The organism is Streptomyces sp. CC0208, from assembly GCF_003443735.1.
Taxonomy (GTDB): Bacteria; Actinomycetota; Actinomycetes; order Streptomycetales; family Streptomycetaceae; genus Streptomyces; species Streptomyces sviceus.
In genome coordinates this window covers 218,101-239,221 of sequence record NZ_CP031969.1, presented here as the reverse complement: position 1 = coordinate 239,221, position 21,121 = coordinate 218,101, and the positions used below count along the sequence as shown (strand labels likewise).

General features: G+C 69.6%; 13 protein-coding genes and 1 pseudogene. 5 read left to right on the top strand and 9 right to left on the bottom strand.

The genetic code is table 11. From position 1 onward, the window contains the following. The first annotated feature begins 206 nt into the window (after window positions 1–206). Entirely contained in the window at window positions 207–1,955 is a 1,749-nt protein-coding gene (locus D1369_RS01095; RefSeq protein WP_007386997.1) for a glycoside hydrolase family 6 protein, read from the top strand. Window positions 1,956–2,032: 77 nt separating this feature from the next. Here the strand turns inward: D1369_RS01095 and D1369_RS01090 are convergent, their stop codons facing one another. The 4 genes from D1369_RS01090 to D1369_RS01075 form a co-directional block, all read right to left on the bottom strand. Then, complete coding sequence (locus D1369_RS01090) at window positions 2,033–4,126, bottom strand: nitrate- and nitrite sensing domain-containing protein (RefSeq protein ID WP_240436033.1); 2,094 nt, start codon at window positions 4,124–4,126, stop codon at window positions 2,033–2,035. A 375-nt stretch (window positions 4,127–4,501) separates the two neighbouring features. After that, on the bottom strand, window positions 4,502–6,496 hold the full coding sequence (locus D1369_RS01085; RefSeq protein ID WP_118082197.1) for a right-handed parallel beta-helix repeat-containing protein: 1,995 nt from the start codon (window positions 6,494–6,496) through the stop codon (window positions 4,502–4,504). Between the two features lie 300 nt (window positions 6,497–6,796). After that, window positions 6,797–8,521 (bottom strand): acyl-CoA dehydrogenase family protein, encoded by a 1,725-nt coding sequence (locus D1369_RS01080; RefSeq protein WP_118082196.1) that lies wholly within the window; start codon window positions 8,519–8,521, stop codon window positions 6,797–6,799. A 99-nt stretch (window positions 8,522–8,620) separates the two neighbouring features. Further along, window positions 8,621–9,193, bottom strand: coding sequence for a PadR family transcriptional regulator (locus D1369_RS01075; protein WP_007387001.1), 573 nt, complete (start codon window positions 9,191–9,193; stop codon window positions 8,621–8,623). A gap of 831 nt (window positions 9,194–10,024) precedes the next feature. Between D1369_RS01075 and D1369_RS01070 the strand changes: the two genes are divergently transcribed. From D1369_RS01070 to D1369_RS01065, 3 genes and pseudogenes are all read left to right on the top strand, one after another. Next, on the top strand, window positions 10,025–13,528 hold the full coding sequence (locus tag D1369_RS01070) for an NB-ARC domain-containing protein (protein ID WP_007387002.1): 3,504 nt from the start codon (window positions 10,025–10,027) through the stop codon (window positions 13,526–13,528). A gap of 142 nt (window positions 13,529–13,670) precedes the next feature. After that, window positions 13,671–13,952: pseudogene (locus D1369_RS43660) on the top strand (IS5/IS1182 family transposase); the annotation flags it as partial. Between the two features lie 838 nt (window positions 13,953–14,790). Continuing rightward, window positions 14,791–16,221, top strand: coding sequence for an endo-1,4-beta-xylanase (locus D1369_RS01065; RefSeq protein WP_007387003.1), 1,431 nt, complete (start codon window positions 14,791–14,793; stop codon window positions 16,219–16,221). 168 nt (window positions 16,222–16,389) lie between these two features. Here D1369_RS01065 and D1369_RS01060 read toward each other — a convergent pair whose 3' ends face one another. The 5 genes from D1369_RS01060 to D1369_RS01040 form a co-directional block, all read right to left on the bottom strand. Next, on the bottom strand, window positions 16,390–16,701 hold the full coding sequence (locus D1369_RS01060; protein WP_007387004.1) for an SCO5918 family protein: 312 nt from the start codon (window positions 16,699–16,701) through the stop codon (window positions 16,390–16,392). 79 nt (window positions 16,702–16,780) lie between these two features. After that, on the bottom strand, window positions 16,781–17,185 hold the full coding sequence (locus D1369_RS01055; RefSeq protein WP_037902574.1) for a CBS domain-containing protein: 405 nt from the start codon (window positions 17,183–17,185) through the stop codon (window positions 16,781–16,783). 52 nt (window positions 17,186–17,237) lie between these two features. Then, window positions 17,238–18,698 (bottom strand): DEAD/DEAH box helicase, encoded by a 1,461-nt coding sequence (locus tag D1369_RS01050; protein ID WP_007387006.1) that lies wholly within the window; start codon window positions 18,696–18,698, stop codon window positions 17,238–17,240. A 272-nt stretch (window positions 18,699–18,970) separates the two neighbouring features. Beyond that, window positions 18,971–19,174 (bottom strand): cold-shock protein, encoded by a 204-nt coding sequence (locus tag D1369_RS01045; protein WP_007387007.1) that lies wholly within the window; start codon window positions 19,172–19,174, stop codon window positions 18,971–18,973. A gap of 403 nt (window positions 19,175–19,577) precedes the next feature. Continuing rightward, complete coding sequence (locus D1369_RS01040; protein WP_202477158.1) at window positions 19,578–20,153, bottom strand: YdeI/OmpD-associated family protein; 576 nt, start codon at window positions 20,151–20,153, stop codon at window positions 19,578–19,580. Window positions 20,154–20,511: 358 nt separating this feature from the next. Between D1369_RS01040 and D1369_RS42770 the strand changes: the two genes are divergently transcribed. Beyond that, window positions 20,512–21,069: a hypothetical protein gene (locus D1369_RS42770; RefSeq protein ID WP_007387009.1), complete on the top strand. Its 558-nt coding sequence runs from the start codon at window positions 20,512–20,514 to the stop codon at window positions 21,067–21,069. Window positions 21,070–21,121: the final 52 nt, after the last annotated feature.

Here is a 21,121-nt window from a genome sequence, read left to right as displayed (position 1 = left end):
AGCCGTGTCCGCAGGGCCGTAGGCGGGTCGCCGGTGCCGCGTATCGCCGGGGCCCGGACCAGCGGGCGGCTCCTCGGAGCCCTTCCTGACCTTCGGCCACGAGGCCACGTCGCCCCGTACGCATCAAGGTGCCGCATCAAGGTGCGCGATCACCTGCGCGCGCTCAACCAGCGGAGAAATCCTCCAACCAGAAGGAATGCTTCATCATGAGTCGCACCAAGACCTCATTGCTCGCAGCCCTCGCGCTGCTCAGCGGGACCTCAGCGGCCGCACTCGTATCGGCGCCGGCCGGAGCCGCCGCCGCGGCCGCACCCTGCACAGTGGACTACAAGGTCCAGAACCAGTGGGACACCGGCTTCACGACAGCCGTCACGATCACCAACAACGGCGCGGCCAAGTCGAGTTGGTCACTGAAGTGGTCGTACGCCGGAAACCAGAAGATCAGCAATGGCTGGAACGCGCGGATAAGCCAGAGCGGTTCCTCCGTCACGGCCGCCAACGAGAGCTACAACGGCACGCTCGCCACCGGGGGTTCGGTCGGCTTCGGATTCCAGGCGTCCTACAGCGGGAGCAACGCCGTCCCGGCCACCTTCACCCTCGACGGCGTGACCTGCAACGTCGACGGCGGTGGCCCCACCGACCCGGGGCCGACTGATCCGGGGCCGACCGACCCGGGACCCACCGACCCCGGCCCGGGTGGGCCGAAGGTCGCCAACCCCTACGTCGGCGCCAAGGCCTACGTGAACCCGGAGTGGTCCGCGAAGGCCGCCGCCGAACCGGGCGGCAGCCGCATCTCCAACCAGCCCACCGCCGTGTGGCTGGACCGGATCGCCGCCATCAACGGTGTGAACGGCGGCATGGGCCTGCGCGCCCACCTGGACGAGGCGCTGAAGCAGAAGGGCAGCGGCGAACTCGTCGTCCAGCTGGTCATCTACGACCTGCCGGGCCGTGACTGTGCCGCCCTCGCCTCCAACGGCGAACTGGGGCCGAACGACCTCGACAAGTACAAGAGCCAGTACATCGACCCGATCACCTCGATCCTCTCCGAATCGAAGTACGCGGGCCTGCGGATCGCCACCGTCATCGAGCCCGACTCGCTGCCGAACCTGGTCACCAACGCCGGAGGCACCAACACCACCACCGACGCCTGCGTGACCATGAAGAGCAACGGCAACTACGAGAAGGGCGTCTCCTACGCTCTCGACAAGCTCGGCGCCCTCGCGAACGTCTACAACTACATCGACGCCGGCCACCACGGCTGGCTGGGCTGGGACAGCAACCTCGGCCCGTCGGTGCAGGAGTTCTACAAGGTCGCCACGACCAACGGCGCGAACGTGAGCGACGTGGCCGGCTTCATCGTCAACACCGCCAACTACAGCCCCGTCAAGGAGCCCAACTTCAAGGTCACCGACATGGTGAACGGGCAGACCATACGCCAGTCGAAGTGGGTCGACTGGAACCAGTACGTGGACGAGCAGTCGTTCGCGCTCGGCCTGCGGGACAAGCTGGTCGCCGCCGGGTTCGACTCCGGTCTCGGCATGCTGATCGACACCTCCCGCAACGGCTGGGGCGGCTCCGCCCGGCCCACCGGCCCCGGCCCGCAGACCTCCGTCGACGACTACGTCAACGGCGGCCGCATCGACCGGCGCATCCACGCCGGCAACTGGTGCAACCAGAGCGGCGCCGGAATCGGTCAGCGGCCCACCGCCGCCCCCGCCACCGGCGTGGACGCCTACGTGTGGGTCAAGCCGCCGGGAGAGTCCGACGGCAACAGTGCCGCCGTGCCCAATGACGAGGGCAAGGGCTTCGACCGCATGTGCGACCCGACCTACGGCGGCAACGCCCGCAACGGCAACAACCCCACCGGGGCCCTGCCGAACGCACCGCTCGCCGGTCACTGGTTCTCCGCCCAGTTCCAGCAGCTGATGCAGAACGCCTACCCGCCGCTGCCGTAACCCCGTGCCCGCCGGGGTGAGCCCTTACTGAAGGGGCCGCCCCGGCGGAGTCCCCGGCGGGGACCGGGCGCCTCGGGTCAGAACGGCTCGTCGTCCCACGTCCCGTCGGCACGTGCGGTGCCGTCGGTGAAACGAGCGTCCACGAAAGCGACCAGGGCCATGGTGTCGGAGTCGGGTTCCTCCGTAGCCGCTCGGTGCGTGACCGTGTCGGGCAGCATCACCAGGGCCGTCGTTCCCCGGCCTTCGGCGGAGGGGCGCAGCTGGACGCGGATGCTGTGCCGGTCGGCCAGCCGACCGACCACGAACAGGCCCATGCGTTGGGAGATCGCGGCGTCCACGGTGGGCGGTTCGACCAGGTCGCGGTTGACTTCGGCCACCTCTTCGGGCGGTAGGCCGATCCCCTGATCGTGTATCTCGAGCATGATCCTGCCGTCGGGCAGCCGCGCGGCGGTCACATCGACCGGGGCGTGCGGTGACGAGAAGGTCGTGGCGTTCTCCAGGAGTTCGGCGAGCAGGTGCACCAGGTCGTTCACCGCACGGCCGTCGATCTGGATCTCGGGAACACCGGAGAGCTGGATGCGCTCGTACTGTTCGACCTCCGAGACCGCGGCGCGCAGGACGTCGACCAGGGGCGTCGGCTGGTCCCACTGCTGGACGGGGGCTTCGCCGCTGAGCACCAGGAGGTTCTCGCCGTTGCGGCGTACGCGGGTGGCGAGGTGGTCGAGCTGGAAGAGGTTCTCCAGCTGGTCGGGGTCGGCTTCCCTGTCCTCCAGTTGGGTGATCATGGAGAGCTGGCCCTCGATCAGGGACTGGTTACGACGGGCCAGGTTGCTGAGGATCGTGTTGATGTTGGCGCGCAGCAGGGCCTGTTCGGCCGCGAGCCGGACGGCTTCGCGGTGCACGTGGTCGAAGGCGCGGGCGACCTCGCCGATCTCGTCCGTGGTGGTGATCGGGATGGGTTCCACGGTGGCGTCGACTCTGCCGGGGACGGTGCGGGTCAGCTGAGTCAGCGTGGCCGGCAGCCGCTGTCCGGCGATCTCGTGGGCGGAGGTGCTGAGCAGGCGCATGCTGGTGCTCATCGTGCGGGCCACCCAAGTCGCGAGGAGGAAGGCGGCGAGGACGGCGGCGAGCACGAGCACGGCGTTGACGATTGCGGAGTTGCGGGCGTCGTCGGCGATCGTGTGTGCCTGGGCCAGCGCGGTCTCGGTGAGGTAGACCTCGACACTGCGGTAGGCGTCGAAGCCGAGGGTCGAGGCCGCGAAGAAGGTCTCGGGTGTGATGCCCTGCTCGGCGAGGCGGGTGGCCGTCGCGCCGGTGGCGATGGCGCCGGTCATCCTGGCCAGGCTCGGTGGGGGGACGAAGTTCTTGCCGGCCGCCTCGGCCTGCGTCCGCGCCTCGGCCGACTGCTCTTGTCCCTTCTTCTCCGCGTCCGCCAGTGCCTCGCGCAGTCTGGCCGTCTCGGCGGTACCGGCGAAGCCGGCGTACTCCTGGAGCGCGACCTGTTCGAGATAGACGTAGGAGCTGAACGAGGCGATCTGGGACTGCAGTTCGCCCTTGGCCAGCTTGCTGCGGTCCTCGACGAGGAGGTGGGTGCCGATGGCGCGGATCAGCGACTCGGCGGCCTGGGTGAGCGAGACGGCGTAGAGGGTGCGCCCGTAGGTGGCCTGGCTGGCGATGCCGAAGCCCAGTTCGTTGGAGATCTCCATCAGCGGGTGCTGGACGGCGTGGTAGCTCTCCTCGGTCCGCACCCCGGACAGCCGGGAGGTGAAGGCGCCCGCGCGTACCGAGGGAAGTTGCCTCTCACCCGCGCGGACGAGCTCGATCCGGCGCTGGAGTCCGTCAGTCCTCGGGATACGGGCGACCGCCGCGTTGAACTCCTTGGCGTCCGCGTCGGTGAGGTGCCGGGCCTTGGCGACCGTGCTGGAGCCGCGGTCGCCCTTCACCAACGGGATGACGGAGACGTCGCGTTCGTCGATGGCGTCACTGGCGTACTTGTTGGCAGCCTGGACCAGTTCTGCCACGCGGACCGCGTCCTTGGCGCTCTGCCAGGTGTCGACGGTGCGGTTGACCCGTACACCGCCGAGGACGAGGGCAACGAGCACCGGAATCAACAGGATGGCCTGGAGCTTTTGGGCCACACGCAGATTGCGGGCACCGAATCCTCGGCGCACGGGAGTGGGGGTGTGCGACACGGTCGTCCTATCCGCTCGGTTTCGCCTCGCGTTCGGCTCTCTCCTCAACGGGGCGGCCACAGGGAGTTGACCCGATCAGGTCGGTCCGATGTCTAGCACTCCTTCTTTCGCCTGTGACCGCGATTTCACCAAAACGGTGCGCACTTTCACTCTGGCCATGCCAAGTGGAGTGTCGAGCGACCTGCGCGCGTGAGAGTGCGAGAGGCCGCCGAATCGCGCCACGGTTCAGCCGCGCTCACCGAGGCGCGCGATCGTGGACGTGGCCCGGGCCGCTCGGGAACCCTTACCCGAGCAAGTGGCAGCGGCAGACGCGAGGTTCGCGATGCCGTCCCGCGCACGCGATCCGGCGTTCCGTCACGGCATGCCCAGGCGCTGGCGGTACGACGGGAGCGGGCCGGCGTTCGCCAGGACGGCGGCGCAGGCGGTGTCGGAGGCGCAGGCCTGGCCGGGGTTGCGGGGAGACAGCAGGGTGTTGTCGGTGAAGGAGAGGCGGTGGGGTTCTCCGCAGCCCTCCTCCGGGTTCTGGGCGTTGGCCGGGGGCCAGGCTCCGGGGAACGTCCGTCGCTCGACCCATTCCGGCACGGTGTCGTCCCAGAAGTTGCCGCGGTAGCGCACGTTCTGGACGGGACGGTTGCCCCATTCCTCGCTGCAGCCGCCGATGGAGGCGACGTAGTCGTAGACGGTGTTGCCTTCCACGGTGACCCAATTGCTGCTGTCGTCGGTGTAGATGCCGACGTTCCACTCGCCGTGCCTGCTGTGGGTGACCGCGTTGCCGCTGATGACGGCCCCGTCGGCGAAGGAGGTGCCCTGTTCTCCGCGCAGGTAGATGCCGCCTCCGTCCTCCAGGAGCCGGTTCGTCGCGAAGACGCGGTTGTCGAGGATGCGGTTGCCGCGCATGATGCCCCGCAGGTCGTCGCTGGGTCCGGAGAGGATGCCGGAGTAGGGCACGTCGTTGACCTGGTTGTGCGCGAGGGTGGTCTCCTGGGTTGCGGTGTCCCAGATGCCGGAGGCCGCGTGGTACTCCGCGCCGATGTGGTGGACCCAGTTGTTGGTGATCCGGTTGCCGCGGTTGGTTCCCTTCTGGTCGGGCGGGACCACTCCCATCAGGATGCCGCCGTCGGAGACGTCGCTGATGACGTTGCCGTCGACGACGTTGTACGAGCTGTTCTCGGAGAACTCCAGCGCCTGGGCGCCCAGGTGGGTGAAACGGTTGCCCTCGAAGGTGATCCGCTCGGCGGTGCGGAAGGCGACCGTGCCGGGCACCGTGAGCAGCCTCGCGTCCTCGCCCTTCCCGGGCCGCAGGTACATGCTCCACGCCGAGGGAAATCCGGCGGGTTCGCTGGGCGCCAGCCAGGTGGCGTACGCGAACGTCAGGCCGCGGAAGCCGATGTCGTGGAGGGGACGGCCCGCCCCACCGGTGCCGGTGACCAGGGACTCCAGGACCGGGGCGACCACGCCGGCCCGGCGCATGTCCTGTCCGGGCCGGGGGAAGTACAGCAGCTCATGGTGTCCTGGCCGGGAGCGGTCGAGATACCAGCTTCCGGCCTTGGGCTCGAAGCTGGGGGAGTTCTCCACGCTGCTGGGAGCTTCGAGCAACTCCGTGCCCCCATACAGCTGTTGGGCCAGACTCCAGCACGGCTGGTCCATCGTGATGGTGGTTCGGCCGGCGCTTGCCGAGATCCCTGCGACTCCGCAGCGGCCCTCGAGATAGCCGGCTCGGTAGACGAACTCGATGTCGGCGGGGTTCCGCCAGGTCCGGGGGACGGTACTGGTGGTGACGTAACCGGTTCTGGTCGCCTTCAGCACACCCGGGAAGCCCGCACCCTCGCGTGTGAGTCGTGTGGCGCGCCGGTCCCCGACGTAGAGCTGGCGGGTCTCGAGCCCGCCCACGTCCGCGCGCCAGAATCCCGTGCGCCGTCGGTCCGGCCGCCACCCGGAGATCCGACGGCCGCCACTGATCGTCACCCGCTCCTGCCGCGGTGTTCCGTAGCCGTACGCCTGGTAGGTCACCCGGTGGCCGCCCCGGCCGGAGTCCCCCGCGGCCTCCGACAGTCGCAGCGGCGCCTTCAGGCGGTACGTCCCGCCGCGCAGGTTCACCACCAGGTCCGACGTCATGCGCGGCGCCCGGGCGCGTACGGCCTGTTGGGCGCGTGCCGGTGTGGCGAAGGGTCGGTCCAGGGTGCCGGGCCAGGAGTCCTTGCCCCAGGGCGCGACATACAGCTGGGTGGGGGTCGCCGCGGGGGCCGGCAGGGCCACCGCGGGAGAGGACAGGGCCGCAACCGAGAGTCCGATCGCCCCCGCCGCCCGCGTGATCAGGCCTGCCCTTGCCCGTGTTCGGAAGAACGCCATGCTGCCTCCTCGATGTACGGAAGTCCCACCCTGGGGCAGCACGAGAGGGTGCGCAGTCGTCCTGAGGTAGCGGCATCATCGACCAAAGTCGCAGTTGCCGGCTCCCTTGGTCCGCCACAGTCTTTCCGGCGGTGGCGGGCCGATGGGCGGATGGCGGCGAGTAGGTGTGGTTGCTCCAGCGGGGCCGTCGCGGATGCCGGGTGGTGAGAGCCCCGTGCTGTGTCGGCGCCGACAGGGTGCGGCGGTGGTGGCCGGGCCGTGCGGCTCGGCCACCACCGGTGACGGTACGGCGTGACGTGCCTACGGGGTCATCTCGTACGCGCCGGACAGCGACTCGACCCGCTGCCAGACTCGCTCGGTGCGTGCCGGGTCGACAACGGGCCGCCGGACCGCGCCCAGCGCCCACTCCTGCTGCAGGCCGGTCGCCGAGTCCTTGCCGTGCAGCTCGACGGCGTGCGCGGAGAAGTCCCGTACGAGGACGGCGAAGAGCTCGTCGAGCACGTCCTCGTCGAGGCCGGTGAGGCGGGACTGCTCCAGGACGAGCTGTGCGTGGACGACGAGGGCGAAGAGCTGGCCGACGGCGAGGAGGAGGTCGAGGTCGCGGCTCTGTTCGGCGTCGGGGGCCGCGGTGGCGACGAACTCGCACAGGGCGTCGGCCTGTTCGCGCAGGCGGGCGACGTTGGGCAGGTGTGCGTACGACTCGAAGGCGGGCCGCCAGTCGTGGAAGCGGACCGAGCCGAGGCCGCGGGCCGGACCCTGCCGGAACAGGAAGGTGTCGTCGGCGGCGTCGAGGCGGGTCGGCACGTCGGGGTAGTCGGCCGGGTCGAGGAGGTGGCTGCGCATGAACTTCAGGATCAGCGCCAGGTTGACGTGGACCGTGCCCTCCAGCTTCGGCAGTCCGCGGATCTCCACGGCCGCCTGGGCGAAGTAGTTGTCCTTCTCGAAGCCCTTGGCGGCGATGACGTCCCACATCAGGTCGATGACCTTCTCGCCCTCCGTGGTCACCTTCATCTTCGTCATCGGGTTGAAGAGCAGGTAGCGCCGGTCGTCGGGACCGGCGCAGCGGAAGTAGTCCACGGCACGGTCGCTGAACAGCTTCATCCCGACGAGCCTGACGTAGGCGTCGGTCAACTCCCGCCGCACGTGCGGGAAGGCGGTGACGGGACGGCCGTACAGGACGCGGTTGTTCGCGTGGGTGACGGCCTCGTACATGGCGTGTTCGCAGATGCCGATCGAGGCCGTGCACAGGTTGAACTTGCCGACGTTGACGGTGTTGAGGGCGGCGTCGAAGGCGGCGCGGCCGGTGTGCAGGACGTCCTCGGCGCGGACGGGGTAGTCCTCCAGGCGGAACTCGCTGACGAACTTGGACGAGTCGACGACGTTCTTCACCAGGTGGTAGGCCGGGTGACGGCTGTCGGCGGCGAAGAACACGTAGCCGTCGGGGCCCTCGACGTCGCTGCGGCGCCCGAAGACGGAGACGAGTCCGGCTGCGTTGCCGTTGCCTATGTAGTACTTGGAGCCGGTGGCGCGGAAGCCGCCGTCGCCGTCCGGCTCCAGGAGCATGTCGGTGGAGTAGATGTCGGCACCGTGGGTCTTCTCGGACAGGCCGAAGGCGAACACCTCGCCCTGGTCGAGGAGTTGGGCGGCGCGATCGCGGGCGGCCGCGTTGTCGCTCTGCCAGACCGGGCCGAGGCCGAGGATGGTCACCTGCCAGGCGTACCAGTAGTCCAGGCCGTAGAAGCCGAGGATCTCGTTGAGCGCGGCGATGCGGGCGGTGTCCCACCGCTTGTCCGCCTCTCCCTCCCCGGCGGCGGAGGAGGGCGTCAGGAAGGTGGCGAACAGGTTCTCCTTCGCGGCGAAGGCGAGGAAGTCACCGAGCCAGGCGCGCGTGCGGTAGTCCTCGATCAGCTGCCGCTTCCCGCGCTCCTCGAACCAGTCGACGGTGGCACGCAGCAGGCGGCGCGTCTCGGGATCGAAGTGCGCGGGGTCGTAGGTGCGCGGGTTGAAGAGGAGTTGGTCAGCCATGGTGAGGAACCTCTTTGGACGGAAGGGTAGGTGAGAGAGGGAGAAGTCCGGAGATTGGGGGAGCAGGAGGAGCCGAGCAGCCGGTGACCGCCTCGGTGGTCAGTGGCCGGGGCCGAAGCGGGCCAGCGTGGCGAGCACATCCTCCAGCCAGCCGATCATCATCCGCTCGTAGGCGATGCCGCCGCGCAGGACGACGTGCTGGAGTTCGCGTTCCGCGTCGAGCGGCGCGTCCGGCGGGGCCGCGTTCGCCTCGGGCCCGGTGAAGTCGCGCTCCTCGCCCGCGAGGTAGTGCGCCAGCCGGTCGCGGTGCGCCTGCCGGTGACGTTCCACCTCCTGGATCAGGGCGGCCGGGTCGTCGAACGCGGCACCGCGGATCTTCACCGCCAGGTCGTGGCGGACGCTCTCCGGCTCGATCGGGTCGTGCAGCCACGAGGACAGCGCGGCCCGGCCGAGGTCGGCGACGGAGTACTCCTTCTTGTCCGGCCGTCCGTGCTGCGGGACGTCGCGGGCATCGACCCAGCCGTCGTTCTCCATGCGCTTGAGCACGCGGTAGATCTGCTGGTGGGTCGCGGTCCAGAAGTAGCCGATGGACCGCTCGAAACGCCGGGCCAGCTCATAGCCGGACGCCGGCTTCTCCAGGAGCGACACCAGGATCGCGTGTTCGAGCGCCATGCCGACGATCGTGCTATGCAACTCGTTGCATAGCAAGTCCGCTTACGCCTATGCGACGCGGCTCACCCCGCCCGGGGGCCTTCGGCGGGGCCGGGGCTCTGCCCGGTGACACGCTGCGTCTTCGTTGTCCACCCCCGTATAACGGAGTGCCGGCCGTGACGTTCAGCGGCACGCGGCCAGGGGCGCCTGGAGGTGACCGCCAGTGGTCACCGGCGTCGACCAGGGCCCGCACCCCCGCCTGCACTCTGGCCCGCCCCGGCTCCTACCCACGCGGACGCGGCCGGGTCTGGCTCGCGGGCGACACCGGCCACCAGGCCCCCCCCCACCGGGGGCCACGGCATCAACACCGACGTCGGCGACGCCACCAGCCGCGACTGGACGCGCGGGGGTACTCCAGGGCCGGCGAAAGCCCAGGATTGCTGGACGCCTACGAGCACCGTGACGGCTTCACGTGCGGTGCGACCGTGTTCTCGCGCACGAAGCCCTGTTCCACGCCCGGCACGCCTGCACCCGGTGCTGGTCCTTCGCTGGACTGACCCGCGACTGACTTGGCACCCGATACGACCCGGCCCCGGGACGCGGGAGAGACTCGCTCGCGAATCCGGCCGACCCCTGTACTACGTGGCCAGTTCGCGTGGGCCGGGCCAGCGCTCAGGCGTGGCGCGGTCGCTTCCCGCTGTCTGGTCGCGAATCGGCGAGTCCATGCTCTTCGACTTGGCGGTCACGTAGCCGTGCTGCCTCGTGCGTGGCGGACCCGAAGAACGGCCCAGGCCGGTGGTCCGGGGTGAGGGACTGGCACTGATCCGGTGCCGGGGGGAATGATCAGACCCCATGGGATCACGGGGACGCTGGGGGACACGGGCCGCCATCGCCGTATGCGTGGCGGCCGCGGTGTGGCTGCTGGTGACGGCAGTGCGGGATGGCTGGGGTGTTGCCGACCCGGTGGCGAGCGTCTTCGGCTCGGTATCGGGCCTCGTCGCTCTGGCCGTGTCCTTGCGTGCGGTCCCCGGCGCATCCACGGCCGCAAGCAGCCGTCCTGCGCCGCCCCAGGTGCCGGACTGGTGGGTGAACAGAGACGAAGCGGCCGTCGTCGTCAAGGCGGTGCGCAGGCGCACCGGGCGCTGGGGGAACCGCGCCCCGGTGGCGATCACCGCCGGTCTGCACGGGGCCGGCGGGTTCGGCAAGACCAGCCTGGCGAGATACGTGGCTGCCCAGCGTTCGGTGCAGCGCCGCTTCCCGGGCGGCGTACACCTGATCACCATGGGCCGGGAGGTGCGCGGCCGTGCGGCCATCGCGGCGAAGGTCGTGGAGGAAACCCGGCTGCTCACCGGCGACACCACGGAGAGCGGTTCCGACCCCGAGCGGGCCGGAGCCCATCTCGGTGCCCTTCTCGCCGAGCGGCCGCGCACCCTGCTGATCATCGACGACGTATGGGAACGCGAGCAGCTCACCCCGTTCCTCCTGGGTGCCGAGCGCTCCTGTGTCCGGCTGGTGACCACGCGGAGGGCCGATGTGCTCCCGGCCGCCGCGGTGCGCATCGAAGTGGACCGTATGACGGGTGATCAGGCCCGACTCCTGCTCACCCACCGCCTCACCACCCCGCCGCGCCGCGAGGTGGTGGAGGAACTGGTCAAGGCGACGGGACGCTGGGCGCTGCTGCTGGGCATCGCGAACAAGTTCCTCCTCGACCAGACGGCCACCGGAGCCGACCCCACCGACGCGGCCAGAACGCTCCTGCGGCGGCTGCGTGCCGACGGGCCCGCCGTCCAGGACCCCGACGGCACCCTCGACCTCAACGACCCCGACCAGCGCAACACCGCCGTACGGGCCAGCATCCGCGCCGCCTCGACCCTCCTGCCGCACGCGGGGGCAGAGCAGCGCTTCAACGAACTCGGGGTCTTCGCCGAGGACGAGAGTGTGCCCATCGACCTGGTGGCGACGCTGTGGCAGGCCACCGGCAACCTGGACGAGACCGACTCCCGCGCCCTGTGCAAGCAGATGGCCGACCTGTCGCTGCTCACCATCGAGACGACCGTGGCCGGCGGAGCCGTCACCGTCCATGACGTCGTCCGCGACTACCTGCGTACGGAACTGGGACCCGCGGGGCTGAGCACCGCGAACGCCGCTCTGCTCGACGCCGTCGAGGCATCCCTGCCCGCAGCCGAGGACGGATCGGTGGCGTGGTGGCAGATCACGGTCGGATACCTGCTGGATCATCTCATCGAGCACTTCCTCGACGCCGGCCGAGCCGCACCTGCGCTCGTCCTCGCAGGGGACTTCCGGTGGATCCGGGCACGTCTGCACCAGCGGGGTCCCACTGCCCCCTGGCGTGACCTCGACCGCCTGGGAGCCCCGGCCCAGCCTCTCGCCCGCCAACTGGCCCAAGCCGCCCACCTGCTCACCCCCACCACCCCGCCGCACGCCCTCGACACGGTCCTGCGCAGCCGTATCACCGATGCCCCGCACTGGCCGGCCCGCCCGCTGCCCGCCGGCACACCCGCCCTCATCGACCGCTGGCCTCCTCCGGACCTGCCCGATCCCGCCCTGATGCGCACGCTCACCGGTCACCGCGGGCCGGTACACGCGGTGGCGTACAGCCCGGACGGCGTGCGTATCGCCACGAGCAGCCGTGACACGACCGTACGGATGTGGAGTTCGGTCACCGGGGAGGCGCTCCACACCCTGACCGGACACCAAGGACCGGTACGTGCTGTGGCCTTCAGCCCCGACGGCCGTCTGCTGGTCACCGGCGGCCGTGACGCGACCGCACGGATCTGGGACGCGACCACCGGCCAGCCGGTGCGCACCATGAGGGGGCACGACGGGCCGGTCCTTGCCGTGGCGTTCAGCCCGGACGGCTCTCTCCTGGCCACCGGCAGCAGCGACACGACGGTGCGGATCTGGGATCCGGCGACCGGTGAGGTGCTGCACACGGCGAGCGGTCACGGAGGCCTCGTGTCCGCCGTGGTGTTCGACCGGGACGGCTCACGTCTGGCCAGTGGCGGCGCGGACACGACCGCACGCCTCTGGGACCTCACGTCTCCCGGTCCCGACCGCAGACCGGGCGACGGCCCTCCCCGCGCTCTCCGGGCGTCGCGCGTGCTCACCGGGCACCGCGGGCAGGTGCGCGCGCTGGCGTTCACCCCCGACGGGTCCCGCCTGCTGTCCTGCAGCAACGACCGCACCCTCAGGATCTGGGGGCCCGGTGGAGCGGTGGCCGTACACGATCTGTCCGGGGTGGTGCGAGCCGCGGGCTTCAGCCCGGACGGTACCCGCCTCGCCACCGGCAGCCATGTCGCCCTCGTGCGGATCTGGGACACCGCCACCGGCCAAGTGGTGCACAGCCTGACCGGGCATCGGGGGGCGGTGCTCACGGTGGCCTTCGCCCCGGACGGCGCTCGCCTCGTCACCGGCGGGAACGACCGCATCGCCCTGGCGTGGGAACCGACGGCCGGCAGCACACCGGTGCCCCTGACCGGCCGCGCCGAGCAACTGCACGCGGTCGTCGTCAGCCCGAACGGCTCCTGCGTCGTCACCAGCAGCCGCGACACCGCTGTGCCGATCTGGGACCCCGTCACCGGCGACGTCACCCGCAGCCTGCGGGGACACCAGGGCGCGGTGCTGGCCGTGGCCTTCAGCCCGGACGGCACCCGCCTGGCGACCAGCAGCAGCGACAGGACGATGCGGCTGTGGAACATGGAAACCGGCGAGACGGTACGCACCTTGCGGGGACGCACCGACCAGCTGCATGCGCTGGCGTTCAGCCCGGACGGCGCGCGCTTGGCCACCGGCAGCAGCGATACGACGGTGCGGCTCTGGGACCCCTCCACGGGGGCCATGGTGCGCATCCTGAACGGCCATCGAGGGCCGGTGCGTGCGCTCGCCTTCCACCCCGACGGCACGTTCCTGGCCACCGCCAGCCACGACAGAACGGTGCGGATCTGGGATCCGTCCACCGGCGACGTGGTTCGCTCCCTGGTCGGCCACACCGACCAGCTGCACACGGTGGCCTTCAGCCCGGACGGCCGGCTGCTGGCCACCGGCAGCAGCGATACGACGGTGCGGCTCTGGGATGCGTCCACCGGGGCCATGGTGCGCATGTTGAGCGGTCATCGCGGACCGGTGCGAGCGGTGGCCTTCAGCCCCGACGGCTCCTGCCTCGCCAGCGGCGGAGCGGATGAGACCATACGGATCCACGCCCCCGCCAGCGGGGAGGCCCTGACCATGATGCGCACCGACAGCGCCGTGTGGTCGTGTTCCTGGTCCGCGGACGGCCGGGTCCTGTTCGCGGGGACGACGGCCGGGTTGTTCGCCTTCGAGTACATGGCCGCCTGATGAGGCGAGGGCTCGCTCGAAGTCGTCCTCACCTCACACTCTCCGCGCTGCACGAGCCGTGCTGCCTAACCCCGAACAGTCGACGAAGCTGGCGTGTGGGACCAGCCGTACCAGCTCGCAGAGGCCCACGCGCGGATCCGGCCCGGTCGATCGCGCACGCCCGGGCAGCAGACATCACGTCATCACCTCCGGTCAGGGCTCCCGCTCGCGGTGTCACTGACCGGCGGCAACCGCAACGACGTCCCTCGACCGCTGCCACTGCTGGACAGGATTCCGGGGACCGGCCTGGGCACCTTCCGCCGGGTGTCGAGCAGACGATTTCCTTGCTGCACGGCTTCGGTCCCGTCCGCATCCGCTGGGAACGCGCGACGACATCCACGAAGCCTTCCTCGGAATCGCCGTCTGCCTGATCACTCACCGGTAAGCCCATCTGAGGGGCTCCTCCTTGTCGAAACATTCGAGAAGTTCATGGTTCGTTCGACGGCCAAGCTAGGAATGCAGGGTCCCTTGGTCAAGGCCTATCGCTGTTCTGCCTGTAAATCAGTTTCTCCTGCGGGGCGTGGCGGGCTGCCACAACGACGGAAACGCTCGGGGAAGAAAGCGGTATCTCACTGCAGTCGAAGGGGTCTGAACAGGGGCGGGAGGGTCGGGCGGCGGTGTTCGCGTACTTGCTCTGGTCGCGGCTTGGGCCTTGCCCGGGGCCCGCTGTCCGGCCTGACGCGTCTTCGAATGTTTCGTAGAAGAGAAGGAAACTTTCTTCGCAGAATGCATTGACGAGCCACCGTCAATGCATCAATCATCCCTCAGCGAGGGCCGAGCGCGGTCCGAGATCTCGAACCGCGTTGGCCATGCGCAAAGGTGCTGCACCACGGATCCGCGCACAACTGCAGGGCACATCCACGCACCACAGCACCTGCGCCACCCCGTTCGTTCCGGTGCGGTCCGCACCAGCGCAGCTGGCTCTTCGTGCAGTGGGAGGAGGTACGCGACGCCGCGTGACGGCCCCGGCTGAGCCGCGATGGAGTACCCCCGTGCCCGTGCCCGTGCCCGTGCCGAGACAGCGCGTCGCCCGCCGAATGTCGCCCAACGGCCGAGCGGGTGCCGAGCGTGTCGGCCAAATCGTCCCGGTCTGACGACCGGGCGCCCGGTCATCCCCTGCTGCCCGGCTTCCGGGCGGCCCCGTCCGTCAGCCGAGGGGGAGCGGCAGACGTCGTCCCCCTGCGCTTCAGCCATTCCGTGATGTCTACTTTGGAGGCACAGCCATGGGTTTGTATGCCCTTCCCGGACATGGTGTCCGGTGGAGAATCCGCAGTCTGCTGCTGGCGGTGCTTATCGGCGTCGTCAGCGCGGTCGCCGCACTGGTTACGCCGCCCGCCGCACACGCCGCCGAAAGCACGCTCGGCGCCGCGGCCGCGCAGAGCGGCCGCTACTTCGGCACCGCCATCGCCTCGGGCAGGCTGGGTGATTCGGCCTACACCGGGATCGCGGGCCGTGAGTTCAACATGGTGACGCCCGAGAACGAGATGAAGATAGACGCCACCGAGCCGCAGCGGGGCCAGTTCAACTTCACTGCCGGCGACCGCGTCTACAACTGGGCCGTGCAGAACGGCAAGCAGGTCCGCGGACACACCCTGGCCTGGCACTCCCAGCAGCCCGGCTGGATGCAGAGCCTCAGCGGCAGCACACTGCGCCAGGCGATGATCGACCACATCAACGGCGTGATGAGCCACTACAAGGGCAAGATCGCCCAGTGGGACGTCGTGAACGAGGCGTTCGCCGACGGCAGTTCGGGCGCCCGGCGGGACTCCAACCTGCAACGCACCGGCAACGACTGGATCGAGGTCGCCTTCCGCACCGCGCGCGCCGCCGACCCGGCGGCGAAGCTCTGCTACAACGACTACAACGTCGAGGACTGGAACTGGGCCAAGACCCAGGCCGTGTACGCCATGGTCCGGGACTTCAAGCAGCGGGGCGTGCCGATCGACTGCGTCGGCTTCCAGTCGCACTTCAACAGCGGCAGCCCCTACAACAGCAACTTCCGCACCACCCTGCAGAGCTTCGCCGCCCTCGGCGTCGACGTGGCCATCACCGAACTCGACATCCAGGGCGCCCCGGCCTCGACGTACGCCAACGTGACCAACGACTGTCTGGCCGTCTCGCGTTGCCTCGGCATCACCGTCTGGGGTGTACGCGACACCGACTCCTGGCGATCGGATCAGACGCCGCTGCTGTTCAACGGCGACGGCAGTAAGAAGCCCGCCTACACCGCCGTTCTCAACGCACTCAACGGCGGCACCACCACACCTCCTGCGGGCGGCGGACAGATCAAGGGCGTCGGCTCCGGCCGCTGCCTGGACGTGCCCGGCGCCACCACCGCCGACGGCACCCAGCTCCAGCTGTGGGACTGCAACAGCGGAACCAACCAGCAGTGGACGTCCACCGCCGCCGGCGAGCTCAGGGTCTACGGCAACAAGTGCCTGGACGCCGCCGGCACCGGCAACGGCACCAAGGTACAGATCTACAGCTGCTGGGGCGGCGACAACCAGAAATGGCGCCTCAACTCGGACGGGTCCATCGTCGGCGTCCAGTCCGGCCTCTGCCTCGACGCCGTCGCGAGCGGCACCGCCAACGGCACCCTGATCCAGCTCTATTCCTGCTCGAACGGCAGCAACCAACGCTGGACCCGCACCTGATGGCAGGTCGTCCCGGGTCGCCGTCGCGCCGGCGGGGACCCGGGCGACCGGCATGGCTGCCGCGGTGGCCCGGTTTCCTCGGTGGCGCCAGAAGGATGGTGCTGAAGTGCACGGTGACGGCGGCGAAGCTCGCTGCTGCTGAGGTCGCGGCTCACACCTGCCCGTCGGTCAGACGGTTGCGGGGGCCCCGAGCATCGCGGAAGCCTCTTGGAACGCGCTGAGCGTGCGTGTGGGTGCAGCGGCTTGGGAATGGTCGCGGCAGGTGAAGCCGAGCTGGGTCATGGCCCGCAGGACTTCTCCGGCGCTGAAGTCGCGGCGGTCCTGGCGGGTGACGACCTGCCCGACCTGCTTGGCAGGGTAGGTGCGGCGGCCGACGATCACGGACGGCCCGACGACTTTCTCGGGCTTGACGCCCTTCATCGATTCCAGGACGCCGCTCTTGGTGAGATCGAAGGGGAAGCGGGCGATGACACAGCGCATGATGCCTCACAGGAGTAGAACGAGGGGATGGTTCTGCCGCGGGCCAGGCGGGCCAGGCGGGCCAGGCGGGCCAGGCGGTTCAGCGGGCCAGGGCGAGGATGCCCAGGGCGTTGCCGTGTTCGTCGACCACGGGCAGAGCATCGAGGCGGCGGTAGCGCATCGCGTGCTCGGCTTCGGTCATCGTGGTCACGGGTGAGGCGAAGGGCCCTGGGACGACGAGGATGTCCCGCAGCTGGATCCGGTCGGTGTGTACGGAGCTGTCGCGGACCAGGGTGAGCTGGGCCTGGGTGAGAAGTCCGGTGCATACGCCGTCGTTGTCGCAGACGAGCAGGTGTGCGGTGCGGGCGCTCGCCATGACGGACAGGGCCACCTCGACGCTCATGTCGTCGCAGACCTGCGGTCCGGCCGTCTGCATGGCGTCGGCCACTGTCCTGGGAACGGGGGCGGCGCCCGTCGAGCGGGGCTGCATCTGAACCATCGTCACAACGTGCCTCCTGCAGAGGTGGGCCGGCGTCCTGAACCTGAACACGAAGTCCTTACGCCGCCGCGTTGAACGCGGACTGCCGGGTCCTGCGCCGGGTGGCCGAGGCGGGGCTGCGTCGGCCGCGTGAGGACGACGTGCTGCGCGGACGTCGCTCGGCGACCGGCGCGGTGATCGTCACGGGGATGCCGGAGGGCGTCTGGGCGCCGGTGATCTGGCTGAGTGCCTCTTCGCCGGAGCGGACCTGGGTGATCTTGGGCATGATGCCGGCGGCGGTCATGAGACGGGTCATGTCGCGGCGCTGGTTGGGGGTGACCAGGGTGACGACGCTGCCCGACTCGCCGGCGCGCGCGGTGCGGCCGCCGCGGTGCAGGTAGTCCTTGTGGTCGGTCGGCGGATCGACGTTGACGACCAGGTCGAGGTTGTCGACGTGGATGCCGCGGGCCGCCACGTTCGTGGCCACGAGCACGGTGACGTGCCCGGTCTTGAACTGGGTCAGAGTCCGGGTGCGCTGCGGCTGTGACTTGCCGCCGTGCAGGGCGGCGGCCCGCACTCCGCTGTTGAGCAGGTCCTGCGTCAACCGGTCGACGGCGTGCTTGGTGTCCAGGAACATGATCACCCTGCCTTCGCGCGCCGCGATCTGCGTCGTCGTCCAGTGCTTGTCCGCGCCGTGGACGTGCAGCACGTGGTGTTCCATGGTGCTGACCGCACCCGCGGACGGGTCGACGGAGTGGACGACCGGATCGGTGAGGTAGCGGCGGACCAGGCGGTCGACGTTGCGGTCGAGGGTGGCGGAGAACAGCATCCGCTGGCCCTCGGGGCGGACCTGGTCCAAGAGTGCGGTGACCTGGGGCATGAAGCCCATGTCTGCCATCTGGTCCGCCTCGTCCAGGACAGTGATGGCGACCTGGTTCAGCCGGCACTCCCCGCGGTCGATGAGGTCCTTCAGCCGTCCCGGCGTCGCGACGACGACCTCGGCACCGCTGCGCAGCGCATTGGCCTGCCTGCCGATCGACATTCCTCCCACGACCGTGGCAAGACGCAGCTGCACCGAGCGGGCGTAGGGGGTGAGTGCGTCGGTCACCTGCTGGGCCAGTTCGCGCGTCGGCACGAGGACCAGGGCCAGCGGCTGGCGGGGCTCGGCGCGCTGTCCGGCGGTGCGGGCCAGCAACGCCAGGCCGAAGGCGAGGGTCTTGCCGGAACCGGTGCGCCCGCGTCCCAAGGCGTCGCGGCCCGCGAGGGTGTTGGGCAAGGTCGCGCTCTGGATCGGGAACGGGACGCTCACGCCTTGTGCGGTCAGCGCGGCCAGCAACGGCTCGGGCATGTCGAGGTCGGCGAACGCCTCGACCGCGGGCAGCGCGGGAGTGATCGTCTCCGGCAGGGCGAACTCGCCCTGCACCGCTGCGGGCCGCCGGCCGTAGCCGCCCGCACGGCTGGGACCCCCGGAACGGCTCGGGGCGGATGATCCGAAACGGCTGCGGCGGGAAAAGCGGTCATGGGTACGTGCGGAGTTCACTGAGAACCTTCCTTGATACGGCACGTATCAAGGAATTCCCGCAGCCGAAGCAGCGCGGGGAATCACAAGAACGGACCGAATGGACGCGAAAAAGAATCTGGAGTGCAGTACATCTGATGCGGATTGCATCGAAGAATTTCCGACGCCGTATGGGCGTGAGATCCTGGGTGTGACGCTTCTCGTTCCGCAGGTCGCACCACTGCGGGAAATATCCGCAGCTGGGGCCCGCACCCCGAGGGATGCGGGCCCCAGCTACGAAGTGCGAGTCAGCGTCAGGCGAGGACGATGTTCTCGGCCGTCGGGCCCTTCTGGCCCGCCGCGATGTCGAAGGTGACCTTCTGGCCTTCGAGCAGCTCGCGGAAGCCCTGGGCGGCGATGTTCGAGAAGTGGGCGAATACGTCGGCGCCCCCACCGTCCTGCTCGATGAAGCCGAAACCCTTGGCCGCGTTGAACCACTTCACAGTGCCTGACGCCATGTCATATCTCCTCTTGGGCGGTACGCCGGGACCCGCGCTGATGCGCCGTCCGGAACACGACGGGCAATGCGAAAACGCCGCCAGCGGCCGAAAATGCCGATGAAGACGCTTGAAGTTTTAGTGAGTCGCAACTGCAACTGAGATCGACAGTAGCATGAGATGGCGGCCTGGGTGCGGTAAATGGCCCCGTCCTGCTGATTGCAGCAAAAACACTTTCCGTGTGACGTGGCAAACCCTCACCTCGCGGCCATAGATATCGACCCACCCGAAGCGCAGTGTTTCAGGAACAGTGGTCGCGTATAAGTGGGTCTTCGATCTTGAGCGGAGCGCCTGCTCAGGGTTTCTGGCGATTCGTCGCGCTCGGCGAGGGCAGCCACCACACGGCCACGATCCCTCTCTGTGACTACGGGTACAGCTTCTCGCCCTTCGCCAGCATCGCCACGTACTTCTCGATCCGGCGCGCTCGGGTCTCGGCCTTCTTGGCGTCTTGGATCCGGTACAGGATCGCGTATCGGTTCTGTCGGTCGAGTGTCTCGAAGAACGCCGCCGCGGACGGGTCGGCGGTCAGGGCCACCGTGAGGTCGTCCGGCACCGTGGCGGTCTTCGCGCCGTCGTAGGCCGCCTCCCAGCGGCCGTCTGCCTTGGCGCGGTCGACCTCGGCCTGCCCCGGCGGACGCATCCGGCCCTGCTCGACCAGGGCGGTCACCTTGTCCCGGTTGGTCTTGGACCACTTGCTGCGCGGCTTGCGCGGGGTGAACCGCTGGAGCCACCACTGGTCGTCGAACTTGGCCTTCTGGCCGTCGACCCAGCCGTAGCAGAGTGCCACGTCGAGCGCCTGGGCGTAGTCCAGCGTGATGATTCCGGGGCCCTTCTTGCGAAGCTTGAGCCAGATGCCGGGCGAGACGGCGTGGTTCTCCCCGAGCCATGCCTGGAATGCCTCGGCGGATTCGAACGCGACGATCTCCAGGTCCTGAGTCATCCCAGCAGCGAACCACACCCTGGCCGATTGTCGTGACGCATTCGCACGGCCCCGGGTCCAGGGCGCCCGTGGACCTGCGTAATCGCCGGATCGATGAGACGACTTTGCCGCTCGACCTCGACGGGGTGTCCGTCGCGCGGGTTGAGCGGCTGACCGATGGGAGGCGTCGAGTTCACCTGGTCACGGCGGACGAGAGGGCCAGGGCCAGGGCGGGGGACGGACACGCCTCCTCCGGGCGTATCGCTTTCGCCGCCGGGGCGGTCCCCGCCAGGACCGGCGGCGCCGAGGCGCAGACCGCCGCTCCCGCACCCTCCCCGCCTGGTACCGGATCACGGGCGAACGGGGCAGGACACCGCTGGTGGTCCTGCACGGCGGACCCGGCGCCGGCCACCGGGCCTACCCGGACTGCGGGGGATTCGCCGAGCGGGTGAAGGGCTCGGCGGTGACCCGGCCGCGCGATCCCCCGTACGGCGAGAGCGGATTGGAGTTCCGCTGGCACAAGCCGACGGTGGTGCCGCGAGGCCCGCTGCCCGCGCCGGGCCTTCACCGAGCAGATCCCGCAGATCCCGGCTGGTGCGCGGCGCGACAGCTCGCTGTCTCTCTGCAGGCGGCGGTGTCCGCTGCCGCCGTGACCGTCCGGGTGGCCGACATGGTCGACACGCTGCGGAAGGTGGCGGGCGCCAAGGCCGTCGATCTTGTGACCGTCGCACCTGATCCGGCTGTAGAGACCGTCGTCGGCTCCCGGCCTGCGGCCTTCGACCATCGCGGCAGGGCTGATGCGCGGCCGATACCCGACCGCGAGCTCGGCAACGTTGGTGCGGGACGGTGCGGCCGATCACCGTGGGGCTGTGGACGGTCGCTCGCAGCGATGAGTGAGCGCGACAAAGCAGTCGCGCACCGCTGCTCGCTGTGGTAACCGGTCATCGGGAATGACGCGCCGGGCGGCCTTGTTACTACCACTGCATGAC

What these genes read in the sequence shown, in the direction of transcription:
- D1369_RS01070 (WP_007387002.1), top strand. Translation starts at nt 10,025, where the DNA reads ATGGGATCACGGGGACGCTGGGGGACACGGGCCGCCATCGCCGTATGC.
- D1369_RS01075 (WP_007387001.1), bottom strand. Translation starts at nt 9,193, where the DNA reads ATGGCGCTCGAACACGCGATCCTGGTGTCGCTCCTGGAGAAGCCGGCG.
- D1369_RS01065 (WP_007387003.1), top strand. Translation starts at nt 14,791, where the DNA reads ATGGGTTTGTATGCCCTTCCCGGACATGGTGTCCGGTGGAGAATCCGC.
- D1369_RS01045 (WP_007387007.1), bottom strand. Translation starts at nt 19,174, where the DNA reads ATGGCGTCAGGCACTGTGAAGTGGTTCAACGCGGCCAAGGGTTTCGGC.
- D1369_RS01085 (WP_118082197.1), bottom strand. Translation starts at nt 6,496, where the DNA reads ATGGCGTTCTTCCGAACACGGGCAAGGGCAGGCCTGATCACGCGGGCG.
- D1369_RS01080 (WP_118082196.1), bottom strand. Translation starts at nt 8,521, where the DNA reads ATGGCTGACCAACTCCTCTTCAACCCGCGCACCTACGACCCCGCGCAC.
- D1369_RS01060 (WP_007387004.1), bottom strand. Translation starts at nt 16,701, where the DNA reads ATGCGCTGTGTCATCGCCCGCTTCCCCTTCGATCTCACCAAGAGCGGC.
- D1369_RS01095 (WP_007386997.1), top strand. Translation starts at nt 207, where the DNA reads ATGAGTCGCACCAAGACCTCATTGCTCGCAGCCCTCGCGCTGCTCAGC.
- D1369_RS01040 (WP_202477158.1), bottom strand. Translation starts at nt 20,153, where the DNA reads ATGACTCAGGACCTGGAGATCGTCGCGTTCGAATCCGCCGAGGCATTC.